The organism is Flavobacterium sp., assembly GCF_030146175.1.
Lineage (GTDB): Bacteria > Bacteroidota > Bacteroidia > Flavobacteriales > Flavobacteriaceae > Flavobacterium.
This window is the reverse complement of the sequence record NZ_JASLCE010000130.1, coordinates 13827-32374: the sequence shown is the minus strand read 5'-3', so window position 1 is coordinate 32374 and position 18548 is coordinate 13827. Positions and strand designations below refer to the sequence as shown.

Below are 18548 nucleotides of genomic sequence, written 5' to 3'. Positions count from 1 at the left end.
AACGCTAAAAACCTGTCAGGTTTAGAACTAAACAGGTCTCTCGGTGCAACGTAAATAAACCTGTCAGGTTTAGAGTGTCTATAAAAACAAAAACCTGCCGATGTTTTGCAACACCTAAGCAGGTTTCCTAATAAAAAAGCTCCTTTTTATTATCTTCCGCGGTCTTTCATTTGTCGTAAAAGTTTCCGGTTAAAATCGTCTTCCGCCTTTTTGAGTTTTAAAATTTTTGTCGGACTGATCACGGTTTTCAGATCGGCAATAAATTTAAGTTTCAGGTTAAAAAGTTCTTCTTCGGTATTCTCCATCTGATTCAGAAATACCAAGGCTTCTTTCTCACTCATTTTATCGATGGCTCCTTCATCCATATTGCTTTGAAAAACACGCATTTTTTTATGGCGTAATTCAAATTGTCTTTCGTCAAAAGTATTGTAAATCGGCCAGAATTTAGTTGCTTCTTCCGTCGTCAAACCTAATTCGGTCGTGATAAAAGCGACTTTTAACTGTTTGATCTGCTCTCTTTTTTCTCTAAAACCCTGTCCGAAAACCGTAACAGACAGCAATAACAATAGAAAGGGTAGGATTCGTTTTATAGTCATGGCATTATTCATTTAAATAAAGGTCTAAATTGTTGTGATCGGACAGATACGCTTCTACCGCATCATTGTTTAAAACGATCGATTTTTCCAACGCCTGAATGTCGTTTTCATCCAAATGCTGGATAAGATCATACGAATTCACATTCGCCTGCAAATAGGTTTCCACTGTAGCATCGTCTAAAGAAGTCACCGGATTGGATTGGCTGTTGTAATAGATCGTCAATCCGCCGGCCAGTAAAAGTGTGGCCGCGATGCTCGACATCCATACACTGCTGCGACGCCATAACGGAATTACTTTGGTTTCCGGTTGCGACAGTCGGTCCATAATGCGGGCTTCCAGCTGGTCGAAATACGGCTCCGGAGTGGTAAAACCGGAGGTGATTTTCGGATCGTTTTCTAAATTAAACTTTTTCATTATTCTCATTTTTCGTTCTTCGCTAACACTATTTGTGAATTTTAATAGCGTTATTTCCTATTCCTGTTATTTATTTGACAAATTTCCGATTGAAAGGTTTAAACGGAATTCAAATATTCTTCAATTTTTTTTACCGCATGATGATACGAGGCTTTTAAGGCACCCACCGAAGTGCCGAGGATCTCCGATATGGCTTCGTATTTCAGCTCTTCAAAATATTTCATCTTAAAAACCAACTGTTGTTTTTCCGGTAAAGTGGCGACTGCTTTTTGCAGTTTTAACTGAATTTCGTCACCGTCGTAATTCACATCGGCTTCCAGTTTGCCTACGGCTTTGGATTGCAATTCTTCGTTGCTGATTCCCGCTTTCCGGGCGCGTTGGTTGATAAAGGTGATCGCTTCGTTGGTTGCAATACGATACATCCAGGAAAACAGTTTGCTTTCTCCTTTAAAGTGTTTTAGGTTGTTAAAAATCTTGATAAAGGTATTTTGCAGTACGTCGTCGGTATCGTCGTGATCCAGTACTATATTCCGGATATGACGGTACAATGGCCGTTGGTATTCGGTCAATAACCGGCGAAACGCTTCGTTTTGCGTCTTCGGATCGAGTAACTGGCGGATAAAAAGAGCTTCGTCCTGCAAACTGACTGTTTTTATGATTTAGACTAAAGATAACCGAAAAAGTTTAATCGGAAATATCTTTTTTACAACCGGAAAGGGATACTGGAATAAAGCGTACTTTTGTAAAAAATAACAACACACAATGGTTAAGACCGTAATTTTTGATATGGACGGCGTGATTGTCGACACAGAACCCGTTCATAAATATGCTTATTACCAACACTTTTCAGAATTAGGAATCGATGTTTCGGAAGAAATGTATGCCTCTTTTACCGGGAATTCTACCCGAAATGTGTTTCAGAAATTAAAAGAAAGTTTTGCGCTGCAACACGATGTGGAAGAATTGATTCTACGGAAACGTTTCCTTTTTAACGATGCTTTCGATACCAAAGAAGATTTGGAACTGATTGATGGAGTCCGAAAGTTGATCGTCGATCTTCATGGAAATGGTATGCAACTCATTCTGGCTTCTTCGGCTTCCAAAGGAACGATCGAAAGAGTGTTTAACCGCTTTGAATTGCATCCGTATTTTACCCATACGGTTAGTGGCGAAGATTTTCCAAAATCCAAACCGCATCCGGCTATTTTTCTACACGCAGCGTCTTTGTCGGTGGCTCCAATCGAACATTGTATCGTAATCGAAGATAGCACTAATGGTATCAAAGCTTCGAAAGCGGCGGGTATATTTTGTCTGGCGTATAACAGTATCAATTCCAAACTACAGGATTTGTCGGAAGCTGATCATGAAATCGGACATTTTGATGAGATCAATTATCAGATCGTTTCCCAAATAAAACAGCGCTAATCGTATAGGAGCCGTGGATTATCCCACGGCTTTTTTATAGGTTGTCAGGCATTTTTCACGTGCCGTTTTATGATCGACGATGGGTAGCGGATAGGTTTCGGTTCCAAGTTCCGGTATCCATTTCTTAATATAGATAAGGTCTTTGTCGAACTTTTTGATTTGTTCGGTTGGGTTAAAGATTCGAAAATACGGTGCGGCATCCACACCCGATCCGGCGGCCCATTGCCAGTTACCAACATTGCTGGACTGTTCGTAGTCGAGTAATTTCTGAGCGAAATAGGTTTCGCCCCAACGCCAGTCGATTAAAAGATGTTTGCACAGAAAGCTGGCCACAATCATACGGACTCTGTTGTGCATATGTCCGGTGGTATTCAGTTCGCGCATTCCGGCGTCGACAAACGGATAGCCGGTTTGACCTTCGCACCATTTCCGAAATAAGTCTTCGTTATTACTCCACTGGATAGCGTCGTATTTTTCTTTAAAACTGCGGTGAACCGTATGTGGGAAATGCCACAAAATCTGCATAAAAAACTCCCGCCAGATCAATTCGTTTAAAAAGGTCTGATTTTTAAAACCGGCCGCGAGACGCACCATTTGTCGGATGCTCACCGATCCGAAGCGTAGGTGTGGACCCAATAAAGAAGTACCAGAAATAGCCGGAAAGTTGCGCGTGTCTTCGTAGTTTTCGACTAACTTTTCCGAAACGTCAAAAGTGGGAACCGTGATTTTGGACGATTGAAATCCGATGTCATGCAGACTTAAAAACGGATAGTCGTGTGACACTATATTTCCCAGAACGGTTTCCGATGGATAATGGTGAACAGTCGTTTTATAAAAATGCTCTTTCCACTTTTTAGAATAAGGCGTATAGACCACATAGGGCGTGCCGTCGTCTTTTACGACTTCACTTTTTTCAAAAATAACCTGATCTTTAGCCGTTTTAAAAGCAATGTTGTTTTCTTTTAAAAGGTTATAAACAGCAGTGTCCCGTTTGCGCGCCGATGGTTCGTAATCGTGATTGGTATAAACGGTAACAATGTTATTTTCGTGGATCAGTTTTTGAAAAATGCTAACAGGATCACCATAAAAAACAGCCAGTGATTTTCCCGATTTCGAGAGTTGCTGTTGCATCTGATCGAGTAGGTTGTGGATAAAGCCAACCCGGGCATCATTGGTGGGTAACTGAGAAAGGATGCTGGTGTCGAAAATAAAAATGGGTAACACCGGAAGTTCACTGTTAAGGGCGTGAAACAGTCCGGTATTATCGTTTAACCGCAGGTCTCTCCGAAACCAGAAAATAGAGATCGTATTTTGCATATAAAATGACAGTTGTTTAGCCGGGATAACGGCCGAATAATTGTTCCAGTTTGTTTTTTCGGTAGTCGAATATAGCCTTTAGTTTTGGTCGGACGAGTAACGGATGGAACAGATTTCCGATAAAACCAAAAGGAACCTGATAATGAATAAGATCCTCCATTTCGATACCACCGTCGATCTCTTTGAAAAAATGCTTGTGATGCCAGAATTTATAAGGACCGAATCGTTGTTCGTCTACAAAAAAAGCATTCGGTTCCACATGAGTGATTTCCGTTACCCATTGTAGCTGAATACCGCGAAACGGGCTGATTTTATAGTGAATGATCTGGCCGGCAAACATTTTTCGATCGTCGCCCGAAAGGGTTTGGAATTTCATGTCTTCGGGTGTGATCGTATTGAGATTCGACGGATCCGAAAAAAAAGCCCAGGCTTCGTCTAGTGAAACCGGTAGTTTTTGGCGGGTATGTAGGGTATATAGCCTCATTTAAAACAAAATTACAAATGTTTGCGATTCGGATCGATACCGGTCGGATGGTTTTTTCTTTTAAATTAAAATTAACATTTAAAGTGTGTTTTTTTAGTAAATTCGTTCGCAAATAAACAAAATAGTTATGAAGAGAATTATTATTACTGCAGCTTTTTTTATGGCTACTCTAGCGATTCAAGCTCAGGTAAAAACGCCACAGGCCAGTCCAAAAGCAGAATTGGAACAGGTTGTAGGTTTAACACAAGTAGAATTGGATTATTCCCGTCCGAGTTCTAAAGGAAGAGCCGTTTTTGGTGAATTGGTTCCTTACGGAAAAGTATGGAGAACCGGTGCCAATGCCAATACTACTATTTCTTTCGATGATGATGTTGTGATCGACGGAAAAACACTGAAAAAAGGAAAATACGCCCTTTATACGTTGCCAAAAGCAGATTCATGGGATGTGATTTTCTATACCGATACGAACAACTGGGGAACTCCTGAAAAATGGGACGATTCGAAAGTAGCGTTGCGTACTACGGTTAAACCGGAGACATTAGGTAGAAAAGTAGAAACGTTTACCATTGCAGTTAATAATGTAGACAACGATAACGGAAGCCTTGAAATTTCATGGGAAAAAACATTGGTAGCCGTTAAATTTACAGTACCAACACAAAAAATCGCTATGAAGAGCATCGAAGGTGCTTTAGCGGGACCAACGGCTAACGATTATTTTTCTTCTGCACAGTATTACTACCAGTCCGGAGGCGATATGAACAAAGCATTGGAATGGGTAAACAAAGCAGTTGGAATGGAAAAAGATGCGCCTTTCTGGTACCTACGTCTAAAATCATTGATTCAGGCGAAATTAGGAGATAAAAAAGGAGCGATCGAAACAGCAAAATTATCACAGGCAAGTGCTGAAAAAGCAAACAACGGTGATTACGTAAAAATGAATAAAGACTCTATCTTAGAATGGTCTAAAAAATAATTCCTTTTTAAAGGAGACAAAGCCGGCTTTATGCCGGCTTTTTTTATGGTAGCTATAAAAAATTCAGGAATTAGAATGGACGTAGTAAAGGTCGGACAGCCAAAGGCGAAAATGGCCACGGGATCGCCAGAAATATCAGTAATAATCCCAGAGAAAACCAGATCAGTATCGTTTTGTATTTTTCCTTGTCGGAGGTTATTCGTTTGGCTTTAGACGATCCGATCGAAATAAAAAGTATTGCAATAAACATCAATATAATATGAATAACACCAAAAAACAATGCTTCTGTATTCAGGTTTCCGGATTTATAGGTGTCGTAAAAATAGGTTACAAACGGACTTTGTGTATAAAGCAGCATTCCGATCAGGAGTTGTATATGGGAAAAAGTAGCCGTCCAATGCCGTAAACGATTGTCGGTTTTCGAAAAAACGGATTGTTTATAGTAACCCAAAATGGATTTCCCGATTGTAATCAAAAGACTGATCAATACCAACCAGCGGATTACAGAATGAAGTGGTAGAAGTACGGAATACATGCTTTTGTAAATTTGTGTTTCAAAGATAACTAAAAAAACATACTGATTAGTATGTTTTTTTTGATCAAATATTAAAATGAAAGAAAATACGTTATTTGTAGATCAATAAAAACGAGTCGACTATCTTTAAATGATTAATTATATACCATGAAAAAAAACGTTATCCTTTGTTTGAGTTTGCTATCGTTATCCGTATCATACGGCCAAAAGCTAAAAACGGAAATCATTTCTTCTGATATTGATCATTTCTGGGAAGCCTATGATGCGATTGTCGCAACACCCGATAGTGCGCGTCAGTATGAATTGTTGCAAAAGTTGTATTTCGACAGCGGAACCGAAGGACTCGAAGCCATAAAACAACGCAGACGTTATACGGCAAAAGAGTATATCGACGCCATTAAAAAGTATCCGGATTTCTGGAAAACGATTCGAAAAAATACACTTGCGGTACAAAAAGTAAGTCCGGAGATTCAAAAAAATATTAGCAGATTAAAAAAGGCTTATCCGGAATTACGACCGGCTCCGATTTATTTTACGGTAGGCGTTTTCCGTACAAACGGAACGATTTCGAATGGAAAAGTACTCATTGGAAGTGAAATGGCGTTGTCGGACCGGAATGTAAATACCGATGCGCTTCCGAAATACCTGCATTCGTATTATAAAAACCTGAACCCGATAGACGATATCGGATTGTTATGTACGCACGAATATGTGCATACGCAGCAAAAAGACATGGTCGATAACCTATTGTATTATTGTTTGTATGAAGGGGTGGCTGAGTTTATTTCGACTAAAGTTACCGGAAAACCATCGTATACGCCGGCGATAGCGTTCGGAAAAAAGAATGAAGCACGGGTTAAAGCAGTATTCGTAAAAGACATGCAGCATATCGAAACGACTTATAACTGGCTTTGGGGAACCAATCAGAATGAATTAAAAGAAAGGGATTTGGGCTATTATATCGGTTATGCGATTTGCGAAAAATATTACGATCAGGCAAAAGATAAAAAACAGGCCATCAAAACGCTTATCGAACTGGATTATAACGATTCGGAGCAGATCGAGGCTTTGGTAAATAGTACCGGTTTCTTTCCCGGAACACTCGCACAGCTTAAAGCGGATTATGAAAGAATAAGACCCACGGTAATCGACATGAAACTATCGGAAGCTGTTGGGGAAAATGGGTTAGTGCCATCCGGTCCGCTTACGGTAACGTTGACATTCTCGGAAGAAATGGATAAAAATTTCCGGGGATTTGACTTCGGTCCGCTAGGAGAAAGTCATGTATTGCGGATTTCAAAAGTAATCGGCTTTTCGGATGATGGACGTTCGTTTCGTTTTGAAACCGAATTACAACCGTGGAATCACTATCAGTCGACAGCTACGGTAAATTTCAGAAATAAAGACGGAATCCGACTAAAACCATTTTTGATCGATCTGAAAACAGAAAAAAAATAGATTAAATTGTCCCTTTTTAAACGGGTGAATTGTTATAGGAATAGTATTAATTTAAAAACGAAAATCATGAAAGAATTTTTAATGCTGATCCGTGAAAACATAAATTACGGTAGTCTTACAGCACAAGAAATGCAGGAAGATATCGAAAAACACATGCAATGGGTGGAATCGTTAATCGAAAAGGGACACTTTAAAGAAGGGAATCCATTGGATGCGGAAGGTTGCTGTATTCGCGGAAAAGAGCGGATTGTTACCGATGGTCCTTTTATCGAAACTAAAGAATGTATTAGTGGGTTTTATTTCCTTTTGGCAGGTTCGCTCGACGAAGCTAGGGAAATTGCCAAAGGATGTCCGTCTCTGGAGCTTGGTGCAATGGTGGAAGTCCGACCGATTATAGCTGCCGATGAAGAATACGGCGGATAAACAACCGGTTAACCGTTTAACGGCACATCTTTTCCGTGAAAATGCGGGAAAGATGACTGCCGTATTGATACGACTTTACGGAATCGATAAACTGGATTGTATTACCGATGCGATTCAGGACACTTTTGAATCGGCAATTCAAAAATGGCGGTATACCGGTATTCCGGATAATCCTGCTGCCTGGCTAATGAAAGTCGCTCGGAATAAAACGATTAATATACTGAAACGCGATAGTAAAACGACAACTGTCGCAGCATCCGATTTTAATGATACGATGGCACCGGAACTTGTTTTTTCGGATTATGAAATAAGTGATAGTCAGTTGTGTTTGTTGCTGGCTTGTTGCCGACTGGATCTTACTCCACAAAAGAAGATCATCATTACCTTACAGGTGCTTTGCGGTTTTGGGATCGGTGAAATTGCGAATGCTTTACTGATGTCTCGTGAGGCGGTTAAAAAAGCCCTGTATCGAGCCAAAGCAGCACTCAAAAATAAAAAGTACGTATTTGAAAATCCCGACAAAGATGATATTCGGAAACACTTTGCGTTACTGCATACTTCTTTGTATTTGTTGTTTAACGAAGGTTATAAAACAACCAAAGGAAGCAGCGGGATTAATACCGATCTGTGTTATGAAGCCATCCGCCTGGCTAAAATCGTACGGGAATATGATACGGAAAATTCCGAAGCAAACGGATTACTGGCATTATTGTTTTTTAACATTGCGCGTTTTCCGGCACGGATTACGACTACCGGTGAATGGCTTACATTGGCTGAACAAAACCGAAATCTTTGGGATCATACATTTATAGCGGAAGGATTTTATTATCTGGATCAGGCGCGGCCGGAAAAAGAACTGAACGCCTATTATCTGGAGGCTTTGATCGCTTCGTTACACTGTACCGTTTCCGATTTTAAAGATACCGATTGGCAGTCGATCGTCTATTTGTACCGACAGTTAGAACACTTACAACCGGAATCAACCTTGTTACGGCTTAATCGTATTGTTGCCGAAATGCATATTACCATGACGCCAGCGTTATTAGAAGCAATTGATCAAATGGAATCCTTATTCGATAACGAAAATAAGTTTGTCTTACTAACGGCCAAAGCCTATGGATACGAAAGACTAGGTGATCGTGAATCCGCAGCTGACTGGTACCGGAAAGCATTGCCGTATGCCCGTACCGAAATAGACCGCCTTTTTATATTGAAAAAGTTGGTTTAAGACTACGCAGATAACTTTTTAAAACGTCCAGATAGCTTTCGTAGCTTTGGGTACCTTCCAGTTTTCCGATATTGCGAATACCGCCATAACCGGAAATCAAAAACAACGCAATCTGTTGCGGATCGATGTCCGGGCTAATGGTTTTTTGCTGTTGTTCGTATCGGATACAGTCGGCAATGGCCAATTTCCAGTCGGTCATCAAAACAGAAAGTGCTTCCCGAAAGTTTTCGTTTAGCGGCGCAATCTCTTCAATCAGATTAATCGCCGGACAGCCGTAGCGCACATCAAAAAAATCCGTGTCGTGTAATAAATTCCGCATCATATCGTAAAAGGTTTCCAATGGTTTTTCGGCTTGTTCCAATGGACGAAGCATTACCTGGTGCATATTCGGACGCATATAATCGTTGATCAATGCCAAAGCCATTTCGTCCTTATTTTTAAAATGATAGTAAAAAGCACCCTTCGTAACCTGTGTGGTTGCGATGATATCATCGATACTAGTCGACTGATAACCTTTTCGGTAGATCAGTTCGAAGGATTTTTCGAGTATAGACATTCGGGTAAGGGTTGCTTTCGACATACATTCGGATATGATAAAGCGAAGGTACTATAAAAATCAGAATGTTTCCGGGTACTATCGCCAGAATGCCTTGACGCGAAGTGCTGACGGTTGCCAAAGCCGTTCGTTTTGAAAATAGTGTTTGACACGCTGACAAACTTCCGTTATACGAATCGGTTATAAATTGATTTTGTCAAAAAACAAATAAAGGTGATGTGTTATAAATTTTGCAACGTAAAAAAGTGTTTTTGCGAAAACCCGTAATTTTTATAGCAAATGCCGCTATACTATTGTAGTCAATTAGTAACAATAAAATTATAACAATGGGAACATTTGTAATTACAAGAAGAACGAACAATGAGTTTCAGTTTAATCTGAGAGCAAACAACGGACAGGTAATCCTTACCAGCGAAGGCTATACTGCCAAAGCAGGTTGTTTGAACGGCATCAAATCGGTACGTGAAAACTCACAATTGGATGCCCGTTATGCAAGGGAAACGGCGAAAGACGGGAGGCTGTATTTTAACCTCAAAGCGGGTAATGGAGAAATTATCGGAACCAGTCAAATGTACCAATCCGAATCGGCTCGTGAAACTGGAATTGATTCCGTAAAGCAAAATGCACCAACGGCTTTGGTTGAAGATGAGTCTTAGTAAAAGGTCGGCTTTATAGCCGACTTTTTTATATATTAATAAATCTTTAAATATCCGACGATTCCAATTATTGATGACAGTTTGTGTTATTTTTGTACGCATACATACCTACAATTATGGGCAATATGAGTGCTAATTTGATTATAAGGTTACGCGAAGATGACGAATCTTGTTTCCGGGAAATTTATGATCTGTATGCCTTTAAAGTGTATTGCTTTGTAAAGAAATATACCAAGCAGCCCGCCGATGCCGAAGATGTGACCCAAAATGTCTTTATCCATCTATGGAATTACCGGAAAAAACTCAATCCGGAAGTAGCCTTGGAATCGGTATTGTTTAAAAGCTCCAAACAGGAAATCTCCAAATGGTATCAAAAACAGAATCGGATTTTTACAACCGAAGAAAAACAGATCATTTCCGAAATGGATACCACCTACGAATCGGATGAGGTACTCGATTCCCGATTTGAACAGATCGAACAGTTACTACGTCAGATTCCCGAAAAAAGACGCAAAATATTTACACTACACAAATTCGAGGAGCGCAGCTATAAAGAGATCGCTTCCGAAATGAACATGACCCCTGGTGCCGTAGCCAACCAGATTTCCAAAACACTCCAATATCTCAAAAAACATTCGGTAAAAAATAACGAACTGTACTGGTTTCTTCTGATGTTTGTTCACCACGTTTATATCGATTTTTGATTTGAAACGCTAGTACCATTGTTATCGTAATGTTTCCGATCGGGCAGCTTTTTTAAATAATTATTAAGACTGTTTTTCTCCCGTGATATTTCCTGCAATTCCTTCCTAATGTAAGTAAAACACCAATGTGTGTTGCGCAACATAAAAAAAAATGCAATGAAATTGAATGGATTAAAAGAGATCTGGGACGAGATTCCACAACAGGGATTGTTACCGGAAGACACCAAACGCCGTATGTGGAAGCGTATCCAAAAGGCTACTTTTAAACAACCGGTAAAATGGTCACGTTGGGCGGCAGCTGCTTGTGCCGCCTTGCTACTTTCGGTAGTCGCCTATGAATTACTTTTTACTGAAAACCTGTTTCCCGAAAAGACAATTATTACCCAAACCTTTCCGAATGATGTCCGTTTATTACGATTACCGGACGGTACCCGTGTTTGGATCAATGAAAATTCGAAACTGGAATATCCGGAGGTTTTTAATGGCAAACAACGAAAGGTAACGTTAACCGGGGAAGCGTTTTTCGAAGTAAAACGGGATCCTTCCAAACCGTTTATCATTCATTCCGGACGTATCGAAACCACAGTATTGGGAACGTCTTTTAACGTAAAGGCTTATAACGGAAAAGCACCGGTGGTCGCGGTTCGTACCGGAAAAGTTAAAGTCGCCAACAGTACGACAACCGTTTTTCTGGAAAGAGGTTATGCCGCCGTTTTTATGCCCACAAGTGAGCGTCTGAAAAAACAAAAGATCACACTGCTGGAACCGGAATGGAAAAAAACGCTGCTGGATGTTGATGGTCTTACGCTCGAACAGGTATTCCAGTTATTGGAACCGGTTAAAGGAATAACCATTACCTATGCCCGTGAGGATCTGAAAAAACTCACGATGCGCGGAACACTGCACACCCGTCAGCAATTGCCGGAAATGTTCGAAACACTGTCGTTTGCTTTGGGTATTACCATTACCAAAACCGGAAATCAAAGCTATACTGTTAGCGACTAAACTGTAATCAATTTTTAACGCTTAATACAAACAACACTTTTACAAATCATGAACAACACTATTTTCAAGCGACTTCCGGCTTTGTTCCGGTTAACGCTTTTCGGATACTTTCTGGGAATGGTCAATCTGCTGGCCCAAACCGGTACCGTATCGGTCGATTATAAAAATGCTTCCCCGAAAGAGATTATCGAAAATCTGGAATCCAGAACACCTTATCGGTTTATTTATCAGAATACAACAACACTCAATACACCCCGAATTACGCTGAAAAAGGAAAATGTAGCGATCGACGTTTTACTGGGCGAATTGCAACAGCTAACCACTTTAAATTTTAGACGTAACGGAAATAATATTGCCGTTCACAACAGGGACGCGGCTAAAAAAAAAAAACAAGGGATAACCGGTAGAGTCGTTGACGGTTATGGCGCGCCGTTATATGACGCGATGGTGCTTACGCAACCCGGAGCAAAACTCACATTTACGGATAACAATGGTGATTTTGTATTGGATCTGGAACCCGGAAATTATGCCGTGGAAATATCGGCTCAGGAGTATACCACGCAGCTCATTGAAAACGTACCGGTTCAGGAAGGTCAGACGACACCGCTAAACGTAGCGTTAAAGTCGGGCGCGCATAAAAACATTGCACTGAATGAGGTGGTCATCAGCGTACAGCAATACAAATCGGCTGCGTCTACCGAAGGTTTATTACGACAACAACGAAAAGCAGCCCAGTTTTCCGATGGAATTTCGGCCGAACAAATTTCCCGTACACCGGATAACGATGTCGGAAGCACCCTAAAGCGAATCACCGGAATCACCACGGTTGACGATAAATATGTGGTGGTACGTTCCATGGGCGAACGCTGGAATCAGGCGGTAATGGATGGTGTAAATCTGCCGAGTACCGATGCGCAGCAACAAAATTTTGCTTTCGACATTATTCCGACGGCTATGGTAGAAAGTGTGGTGGTGAGTAAAACCGCGACTCCTGATATGAATGCCAATTTTGCCGGTGGTTATGTGGAAGTGAAGACCAAAGATATCCCAAGGGAAGATTTTACCAGTATTACCGTAGGGAATTCGTATAACAGCCGCAGTACGTTTAAAGAACAGCTCTCGAAACAACGCGGGCGTTTTGATTATCTGGGTTTTGATGACGGAACGCGGAGCTATCCATCGTTGGTCCATATTCCGACGCCAACAGCACAAGCCGGATCGGAACCTTTTTTCCAACAATCCCGACAGTTTACACAGGATAATTTTTCGACCTATAAAAACGTAGCCGACCCGGGTATGTCGTTACAATTTGCGTTAGGACGGGCTTTTGAAATGAAAGACAACAACCGTTGGGGATTTGTCGGTTCGATTATGTTTCGGAATACACAAACCACATTGGATATTGATCATACCGAAAGAGGAACCTATATGCACAACTCGTATTTTACGCCCGAAACCGATCGCGGTTATTCCACACTTCAGAAATACGGGTTTAAAAATTCCGGTGCGTCCTATAATTTCAATTCGACTTTGGGTGGAATGTTAAACGCCGGAATTCAGTTAAAAAACAACCGGATTACCATGCGGAATACCTTGTTGCATATTTATGATAACCAACTCACGCAAATTACCGGTTGGAATTATTACGGAAGTAGTGTAGACGATATCTTAAACGGAACCGATCTGCCGGATACGGAAGAAACCAACTACCCGGTTTTTCAAACATTTTTACAAAACAAGATCGAAGGAAACCATCGTTTTAATGATTTTGAAGTCAACTGGTTTGGGGCGTATAGTCGCGTCGACAAAGATACCCGCGATGCTACTTTTCTGACCAAGTTCCGCAAAAGAGTAGGCGACGATATCTTGTTGTACCATCAGGTGTATAATCCGGGTGCGAATATCGCCCGAGCCAATTTTAGCAATAGTGAAGACGATTATAACGTTGGTGCAAATATCAATCGTTCCTTTTCGATCGGATCGGTTAAAAACGATATTAAAGCCGGTTATTTCGGAACCTATAAACGCGCCACCAATTTCCAGGAACGTTCCCTTTTAAAAGTCGTTGGACAAGGATCGGATCGGGCAGATGTGTATTATCCGTTATCGGAACTTTTGGACGGATCGCATTATTATTACGGTGGTTTCGGATGGGAAAAACTAAACTACTACGGTAGTGCCTACGAAGGTGAAGTGATAACCCATGCGCCTTTCCTGATGCTGGATCATAAATTCGGATCGTGGGTACGCGTGGTTTGGGGAATGCGTGCCGAAAGTTATGTGTATAAAGAAATCTCGAGTCAGTCGGACAATGCAGCGCAGTTCGAAGGTTCTCAAAAAGACGATAAAGTGTGGCAATACCTGCCATCAGTCAATGTAACCATAAGTCCGAATAGCAAAACGAATATCCGTTTGGGATATTCCAAAACGGTTATGCGTCCGCAGTTTTCGGAACGTTTAAAAATCCCGTATTTCGATCCGGTTCGCGGCGCTAAAGTACTCAACTGGACCGATGGAATTGTATCGTCCGTATCGGAAAATTATGATTTGAAATACGAATGGTTTCCATCGTTCGGACAGATCATGTCGGTAGGCTTATACCATAAAAACATTCAGGATCCAATCGAAGCGGTAACGGTAATTGGTGGCGATGGGGGTTCGAGAAGTATCTATAATATGAATTCCCATAGCGCCAAACTTTGGGGACTGGAAGCCGAAATCCTTAAAAACCTGTCGTTTTTAGGCGAAGGAAAAGCCCTGGAACAAATCTACCTGTATGCCAATGCTGCGATCAATAAAACCAAAGTAACCTCCTATGTAAAAATCGATGGAACGGGAGGTTTGTATGAAGCCGATCGTCCGCTTTTCGGGCAATCGCCGTATACCTATAACCTCGGATTGGATTATATCGGTGACCGTCTGGGATTTAGCATCCGCCATAACGCCACAGGTGATCAATATATTTTGGTCGGTTTCGATTATGATGCCGAAGAAATCCGACTGCCTTATGCTCAAACGGATGTTCAGGTAAGTTGTAAGTTTTTGAAAAATAAAAACCTGGAATTAAAATGCAATATGAAAAACCTGTTCGATAGTCCGATTGAAACGTATAACAACAAAAACAGCTATTCGCATATTACGAATTCGGCGTATGGTTCGAACCCGAGAGATCAGTATAGTCTTGGTGCCGGGGCGACAAACCGTTACGATGAAAATATTGATAGAAAGTTGTTTAAAGCCTTTACAGGAAGGACAATCAGCGTGTCGCTTAATTATAGTTTTTAAAGCCTTGCCTAACAAAATGTTATGCGAATATTACAGCGGTGTTATAGGTATTAAGAAACGGTTAAGCCTGATGGTATAGCGTGATATTTTGAATGTTACAAAGCTAATATAGATAGAAATAGGTACTGTTTTGTAAAACCGCTTCTTTGAAAAATTTAGATCAGGCAGGAAAAATGTCCGACGTATAAAATGTTGAATAACGACAACCATCGTGCAAACGAAAGCCGAAAAGGTAGTAATGCGTTTATCGTTCCGAGTTATGTTCTGCCGGTCAGATAGCCAAAAAGAAGTCCGATGCTGTAAACCTTTCTCCCGAATAAAATCCTGGCGGAGAAAGACGGAAATCAGGTATAAAATGAGGGATGACCTCAAAAAAAGAAAGGTCTAAGGAAAGAAAATTGCTGCCTTCCCAAAGACCTACTACTAAGCTAGCAGCAAATATACCAACAAATTACATTATTATGAAAAAATTTTTTTTGTTAGTTGCCTCAGCTTTAACGCTGTTCTCGTGTCAGAATGACGATTCTGCCGATTCTTCTTTTAAAATGCAGGCTTCCGGTGCCGATTATACCGGATATCCGGCTGCGGTTCAAACCGTATCAGGTGATATTACAACAAGTACTACCTGGACAAACGACAAAGTTTGGGAAATCGAAGGCGTGGTTCGCGTTAAAAACGGAGCTGTATTAACAATCCAGCCGGGAACTTTTATCAAAGCAAAACCACTTGCTACGGGTATTGCTACCGGAGTATTGGTAATTACAAAATCAGGACAAATTGACGCTAAAGGTACTGTTGAAGCACCAATTATCTTTACAAGTTACAACCTGTTAGACGGTAATGCTGCTACCGGAGCTACACCAGGTGATTTCGGAGGTGTTGTTATTTTAGGTGACGACGAAGTGAACAATGGCTTGAATACAAACGTAATCGAAGGTTTAGGAGATCAGCCAAACGTAGGTGATTTCTATTATGGAGGTACGAATCTTAACCACAATGCCGGTACGTTACGTTATATCCGTATCGAATTTGCAGGACGTATTCTTGACGCTGTAAACGGTGTGGAAATCAACGGACTTACTTTTGGTGGTGTAGGTGCCGCTACTAAAGTGGATCACATTCAGGTATCATACGGAAGAGATGACTCGTATGAGTTTTTCGGTGGAAAAGTAAGTGCAACACACTTGGTTTCATTTGCTGCCGATGACGATAACTTCGATTTCGATTTAGGATATACAGGAAGCATCACAAAAGCGATCGCTATTGCCGATAAAAATTCAACACATAGTACCAGTTCCGGAAATCCGGATTCTAACGGAATCGAGTTAGACAACAACGCTTCCGGTACCGCTACTACGATCATCACAAAACCGGTAATTTCTCAAATGTCTATCGTGGGAATGAGCAGCCCTGCTGATGCTAATGCATATGAAAATGCAATCCACGTAAGACGTTTAGGTCAGATTTCACTTCAGGATGTAACGGTTACCGGTTATAACACAGGTATTCGTTGGGAAGCACCTTCTGTAGCTTCAAGTTCTTCATGGAGTGCAGTATCGGCTCATGCTTTCGTAACGCCGGCTACGGTTTCTTTAGGTTTCGGAAACAGCACCTATACCGATAACCCGGCTTTACCATTGGGAATTTCACAACCGTTCTTTAATCTTGGATCATTTAACCTTTCCGGAAATACAGGAGCCTTTAAAACGGAATCTGGATGGACAAGCGGATGGACAAAATTCAGCAATTTCTAATACCATAAGGATTAGTAAAAAAATACAAACCGGCATGAGAAGTAGTGGCTTCTCATGCCTTTTAAAAAAACAAAAAAATGAAAAAACAACTACTATTAGCAGCATTTGCTTTAGTGTCGGCAACAGCTTCGGCACAATTTACCATCTGGGAAGAAACGTTTAATAACAGTACTGTTTCCGACTGGTCATTACAGGATCTGGACGGTAACGGCAGTAATTGGATTTCCCGTAAAAACATACAAATGGGCGGGAATGGCGAAGTAATCGACGGGACAAAAAGCATATTGGGAAGCTATCATATTAACCTGACAAACGGTTCGCCTTTATCGGGTGACGAAAACAACTGGGCGGTTTCTCCGGTGATCGATCTTTCGTTTTATACCGGTTCCATAAAATTGATCATCAATGCACAAACAGCTATCTACGACGGAACCCGTGATTTATTGGTGTATGTAGGCACCTCTGCCGATCCAATGGTTTTACAAACCGGAACACCTACGGCCTTATCGTTGGTTCGTACGACAAACGATGGCGAATTTTTCCATGATTATGAGGTCGATCTTTCGCAGTTTGCCGGACAAACGGAAGTGCATTTTGCTTTGGTTATGAATGCTTTGGTCAGCGTTGGAATCGAAGTGGATCAGGTACGTATTACCGCTACGGATCTTCTTGGTGTAGCGGAGGTTTCTGCAACAAAATTTGCCTTAAAACAAAACCCGGTGGGCGATAATCTGGAATTTGTATCGGGTACAAACGATATGACCAATGCTACTGTTTATGTGTACAATGCATCCGGAATGTTGGTAAAAGAAGCCCGTTTTTCTACCGATGTGATCGCCGTTAGTCATTTACCGGCCGGAATTTATTTTGCGGTTGTAGGAAATGGAAACGTAACCGAAAAAATAAAATTCATCAAAAAATAAATAAAAGCATACCGTTTTTTAAAACAACACTATATGTATAAAACAACATTGACGAGGCTAGGTCTTTTGGGAGGAATCGCTACTTTTTGGGTGTCCTGCGATAACAATATGCTACCGTATTACGACGAACAGGCACCGGGAAAAATAGTGATTCGGGGTGTGGTACAGGAAGATTCGCTTCAGATTGTTTCCAATGGATCGCTTTTAAAAATCAACCAGCATGAAACATTAGGAGGGACAATCAGCAAAGATTATGAATTCGTATATTATAACGGACAGGCGCGCTATATGGACGTACGGGTAAAAACGACACAGCAGCTTTTGGGGTCCTATGCTTTTACGCAAGCTAACAGCCCGGATACTTTGTCTTTTTTCTATAAACCGGGCTTGTGGATTAACGACGTATTGTCTTTTTCACCCGGAACCATAAGTCAGTCGGGACGAACCGGTTATAAATTTATTTTCCCGACACTGAATCGGTATTCCAATAGCGGTTATGATGGCCCGATCGATGGGATTATCCGTAATCTAAGCGGACAAGTGCTGGGTGTCGCTCAGAATATCACCAAAGAAACGTTTAGCAATTTTGTGGAATTTCCGTTTGCCGCGCCGCCCATTCTGCGTATGGAACTGGTCAAACACGGAACCACCGAATCGTATCGAAGTAATGGGCAACCGGTAGTAGTTGCTATGGTGATGCAGAACAACAAATCGCGATTGGTGGTACTGGAAGAAAAACAGGATGCCGGTGGAAATTTTTCGGGTGTTCAGGGAACACTGGATTTATGCGATTTTTTTCAATTTTAAAATA

At 41.1% G+C, this 18548-nt stretch carries 19 protein-coding genes; 12 read left to right on the top strand and 7 right to left on the bottom strand.

All coding sequences use genetic code 11. The features are described 5' to 3' along the window. Positions 1–149: 149 nt before the first annotated feature. The 3 genes from Q1R07_RS14940 to Q1R07_RS14930 all read right to left on the bottom strand — a co-directional run bounded on the left by Q1R07_RS14940 (position 150) and on the right by Q1R07_RS14930 (position 1652). Positions 150–596, bottom strand: a complete 447-nt coding sequence (locus Q1R07_RS14940) for a sensor of ECF-type sigma factor (RefSeq protein WP_300491792.1) — start codon at positions 594–596, stop codon at positions 150–152. A 4-nt stretch (positions 597–600) separates the two neighbouring features. Then, positions 601–1011, bottom strand: a complete 411-nt coding sequence (locus tag Q1R07_RS14935) for a hypothetical protein (protein ID WP_300491790.1) — start codon at positions 1009–1011, stop codon at positions 601–603. Positions 1012–1109: 98 nt separating this feature from the next. Then, on the bottom strand, positions 1110–1652 hold the full coding sequence (locus Q1R07_RS14930; RefSeq protein ID WP_300491788.1) for an RNA polymerase sigma factor: 543 nt from the start codon (positions 1650–1652) through the stop codon (positions 1110–1112). Positions 1653–1773: 121 nt separating this feature from the next. On the opposite strand from Q1R07_RS14930, the gene Q1R07_RS14925 reads away from it, so the two are divergent. Next, positions 1774–2436, top strand: coding sequence for an HAD family hydrolase (locus Q1R07_RS14925; protein ID WP_300491786.1), 663 nt, complete (start codon positions 1774–1776; stop codon positions 2434–2436). 18 nt (positions 2437–2454) lie between these two features. Here Q1R07_RS14925 and Q1R07_RS14920 read toward each other — a convergent pair whose 3' ends face one another. Beyond that, positions 2455–3753 carry a deoxyribodipyrimidine photo-lyase gene (locus tag Q1R07_RS14920; RefSeq protein WP_300491784.1) on the bottom strand — a complete coding sequence of 433 codons (1299 nt, stop codon included), beginning with the start codon at positions 3751–3753 and terminating at the stop codon, positions 2455–2457. 16 nt (positions 3754–3769) lie between these two features. Continuing rightward, the gene (locus tag Q1R07_RS14915; RefSeq protein WP_300491782.1) at positions 3770–4237 is read right to left on the bottom strand and encodes an SRPBCC family protein; all 468 of its coding nucleotides are present in this window, start codon (positions 4235–4237) and stop codon (positions 3770–3772) included. A 127-nt stretch (positions 4238–4364) separates the two neighbouring features. On the opposite strand from Q1R07_RS14915, the gene Q1R07_RS14910 reads away from it, so the two are divergent. Continuing rightward, positions 4365–5210, top strand: coding sequence for a DUF2911 domain-containing protein (locus Q1R07_RS14910; RefSeq protein WP_300491780.1), 846 nt, complete (start codon positions 4365–4367; stop codon positions 5208–5210). Between the two features lie 70 nt (positions 5211–5280). On the opposite strand, the gene Q1R07_RS14905 is transcribed toward Q1R07_RS14910, so the two are convergent. Further along, positions 5281–5745 carry a hypothetical protein gene (locus tag Q1R07_RS14905; RefSeq protein WP_300491778.1) on the bottom strand — a complete coding sequence of 155 codons (465 nt, stop codon included), beginning with the start codon at positions 5743–5745 and terminating at the stop codon, positions 5281–5283. 147 nt (positions 5746–5892) lie between these two features. Here Q1R07_RS14905 and Q1R07_RS14900 point away from each other — a divergent pair, with 147 nt between their 5' ends. From Q1R07_RS14900 to Q1R07_RS14890, 3 genes are all read left to right on the top strand, one after another. Further along, the gene (locus tag Q1R07_RS14900; RefSeq protein WP_300491776.1) at positions 5893–7203 is read left to right on the top strand and encodes a DUF2268 domain-containing putative Zn-dependent protease; all 1311 of its coding nucleotides are present in this window, start codon (positions 5893–5895) and stop codon (positions 7201–7203) included. Positions 7204–7269: 66 nt separating this feature from the next. Then, positions 7270–7626: a YciI family protein gene (locus tag Q1R07_RS14895; RefSeq protein ID WP_300491774.1), complete on the top strand. Its 357-nt coding sequence runs from the start codon at positions 7270–7272 to the stop codon at positions 7624–7626. Beyond that, a complete protein-coding gene (locus tag Q1R07_RS14890; protein ID WP_300491772.1) occupies positions 7607–8854 on the top strand; it encodes a sigma-70 family RNA polymerase sigma factor in 1248 nt (415 codons plus the stop codon). The genes Q1R07_RS14895 and Q1R07_RS14890 overlap by 20 nt, the downstream gene beginning before the upstream one ends. Here the strand turns inward: Q1R07_RS14890 and Q1R07_RS14885 are convergent. Then, positions 8832–9434 (bottom strand): TetR/AcrR family transcriptional regulator, encoded by a 603-nt coding sequence (locus Q1R07_RS14885; RefSeq protein WP_300491771.1) that lies wholly within the window; start codon positions 9432–9434, stop codon positions 8832–8834. The two genes, Q1R07_RS14890 and Q1R07_RS14885, sit on opposite strands and share 23 nt — an antisense overlap. 302 nt (positions 9435–9736) lie before the next feature. Between Q1R07_RS14885 and Q1R07_RS14880 the strand changes: the two genes are divergently transcribed. From Q1R07_RS14880 to Q1R07_RS14850, 7 genes are all read left to right on the top strand, one after another. After that, positions 9737–10066, top strand: a complete 330-nt coding sequence (locus Q1R07_RS14880; protein ID WP_300491769.1) for a YegP family protein — start codon at positions 9737–9739, stop codon at positions 10064–10066. A gap of 125 nt (positions 10067–10191) precedes the next feature. After that, entirely contained in the window at positions 10192–10770 is a 579-nt protein-coding gene (locus Q1R07_RS14875; protein ID WP_300491767.1) for a sigma-70 family RNA polymerase sigma factor, read from the top strand. A gap of 156 nt (positions 10771–10926) precedes the next feature. Continuing rightward, positions 10927–11775: a FecR domain-containing protein gene (locus Q1R07_RS14870; RefSeq protein WP_300491765.1), complete on the top strand. Its 849-nt coding sequence runs from the start codon at positions 10927–10929 to the stop codon at positions 11773–11775. 48 nt (positions 11776–11823) lie between these two features. Next, on the top strand, positions 11824–15060 hold the full coding sequence (locus tag Q1R07_RS14865) for a TonB-dependent receptor (RefSeq protein ID WP_300491763.1): 3237 nt from the start codon (positions 11824–11826) through the stop codon (positions 15058–15060). 461 nt (positions 15061–15521) lie between these two features. Then, a complete protein-coding gene (locus tag Q1R07_RS14860; protein ID WP_300491761.1) occupies positions 15522–16814 on the top strand; it encodes a hypothetical protein in 1293 nt (430 codons plus the stop codon). Between the two features lie 77 nt (positions 16815–16891). Beyond that, a complete protein-coding gene (locus Q1R07_RS14855) occupies positions 16892–17737 on the top strand; it encodes a T9SS type A sorting domain-containing protein (RefSeq protein ID WP_300491759.1) in 846 nt (281 codons plus the stop codon). A 33-nt stretch (positions 17738–17770) separates the two neighbouring features. Beyond that, a complete protein-coding gene (locus Q1R07_RS14850; RefSeq protein ID WP_300491757.1) occupies positions 17771–18544 on the top strand; it encodes a hypothetical protein in 774 nt (257 codons plus the stop codon). Positions 18545–18548: the final 4 nt, after the last annotated feature.

Coding starts and splice junctions, on each gene's coding strand:
- Q1R07_RS14885 (WP_300491771.1), bottom strand. CDS start 9,434: ATGTCGAAAGCAACCCTTACCCGAATGTCTATACTCGAAAAATCCTTC.
- Q1R07_RS14890 (WP_300491772.1), top strand. CDS start 7,607: ATGAAGAATACGGCGGATAAACAACCGGTTAACCGTTTAACGGCACAT.
- Q1R07_RS14865 (WP_300491763.1), top strand. CDS start 11,824: ATGAACAACACTATTTTCAAGCGACTTCCGGCTTTGTTCCGGTTAACG.
- Q1R07_RS14860 (WP_300491761.1), top strand. CDS start 15,522: ATGAAAAAATTTTTTTTGTTAGTTGCCTCAGCTTTAACGCTGTTCTCG.
- Q1R07_RS14895 (WP_300491774.1), top strand. CDS start 7,270: ATGAAAGAATTTTTAATGCTGATCCGTGAAAACATAAATTACGGTAGT.
- Q1R07_RS14900 (WP_300491776.1), top strand. CDS start 5,893: ATGAAAAAAAACGTTATCCTTTGTTTGAGTTTGCTATCGTTATCCGTA.
- Q1R07_RS14910 (WP_300491780.1), top strand. CDS start 4,365: ATGAAGAGAATTATTATTACTGCAGCTTTTTTTATGGCTACTCTAGCG.
- Q1R07_RS14855 (WP_300491759.1), top strand. CDS start 16,892: ATGAAAAAACAACTACTATTAGCAGCATTTGCTTTAGTGTCGGCAACA.
- Q1R07_RS14905 (WP_300491778.1), bottom strand. CDS start 5,745: ATGTATTCCGTACTTCTACCACTTCATTCTGTAATCCGCTGGTTGGTA.
- Q1R07_RS14850 (WP_300491757.1), top strand. CDS start 17,771: ATGTATAAAACAACATTGACGAGGCTAGGTCTTTTGGGAGGAATCGCT.
- Q1R07_RS14875 (WP_300491767.1), top strand. CDS start 10,192: ATGAGTGCTAATTTGATTATAAGGTTACGCGAAGATGACGAATCTTGT.
- Q1R07_RS14870 (WP_300491765.1), top strand. CDS start 10,927: ATGAAATTGAATGGATTAAAAGAGATCTGGGACGAGATTCCACAACAG.
- Q1R07_RS14940 (WP_300491792.1), bottom strand. CDS start 596: ATGACTATAAAACGAATCCTACCCTTTCTATTGTTATTGCTGTCTGTT.
- Q1R07_RS14935 (WP_300491790.1), bottom strand. CDS start 1,011: ATGAAAAAGTTTAATTTAGAAAACGATCCGAAAATCACCTCCGGTTTT.
- Q1R07_RS14880 (WP_300491769.1), top strand. CDS start 9,737: ATGGGAACATTTGTAATTACAAGAAGAACGAACAATGAGTTTCAGTTT.
- Q1R07_RS14920 (WP_300491784.1), bottom strand. CDS start 3,753: ATGCAAAATACGATCTCTATTTTCTGGTTTCGGAGAGACCTGCGGTTA.
- Q1R07_RS14925 (WP_300491786.1), top strand. CDS start 1,774: ATGGTTAAGACCGTAATTTTTGATATGGACGGCGTGATTGTCGACACA.
- Q1R07_RS14915 (WP_300491782.1), bottom strand. CDS start 4,237: ATGAGGCTATATACCCTACATACCCGCCAAAAACTACCGGTTTCACTA.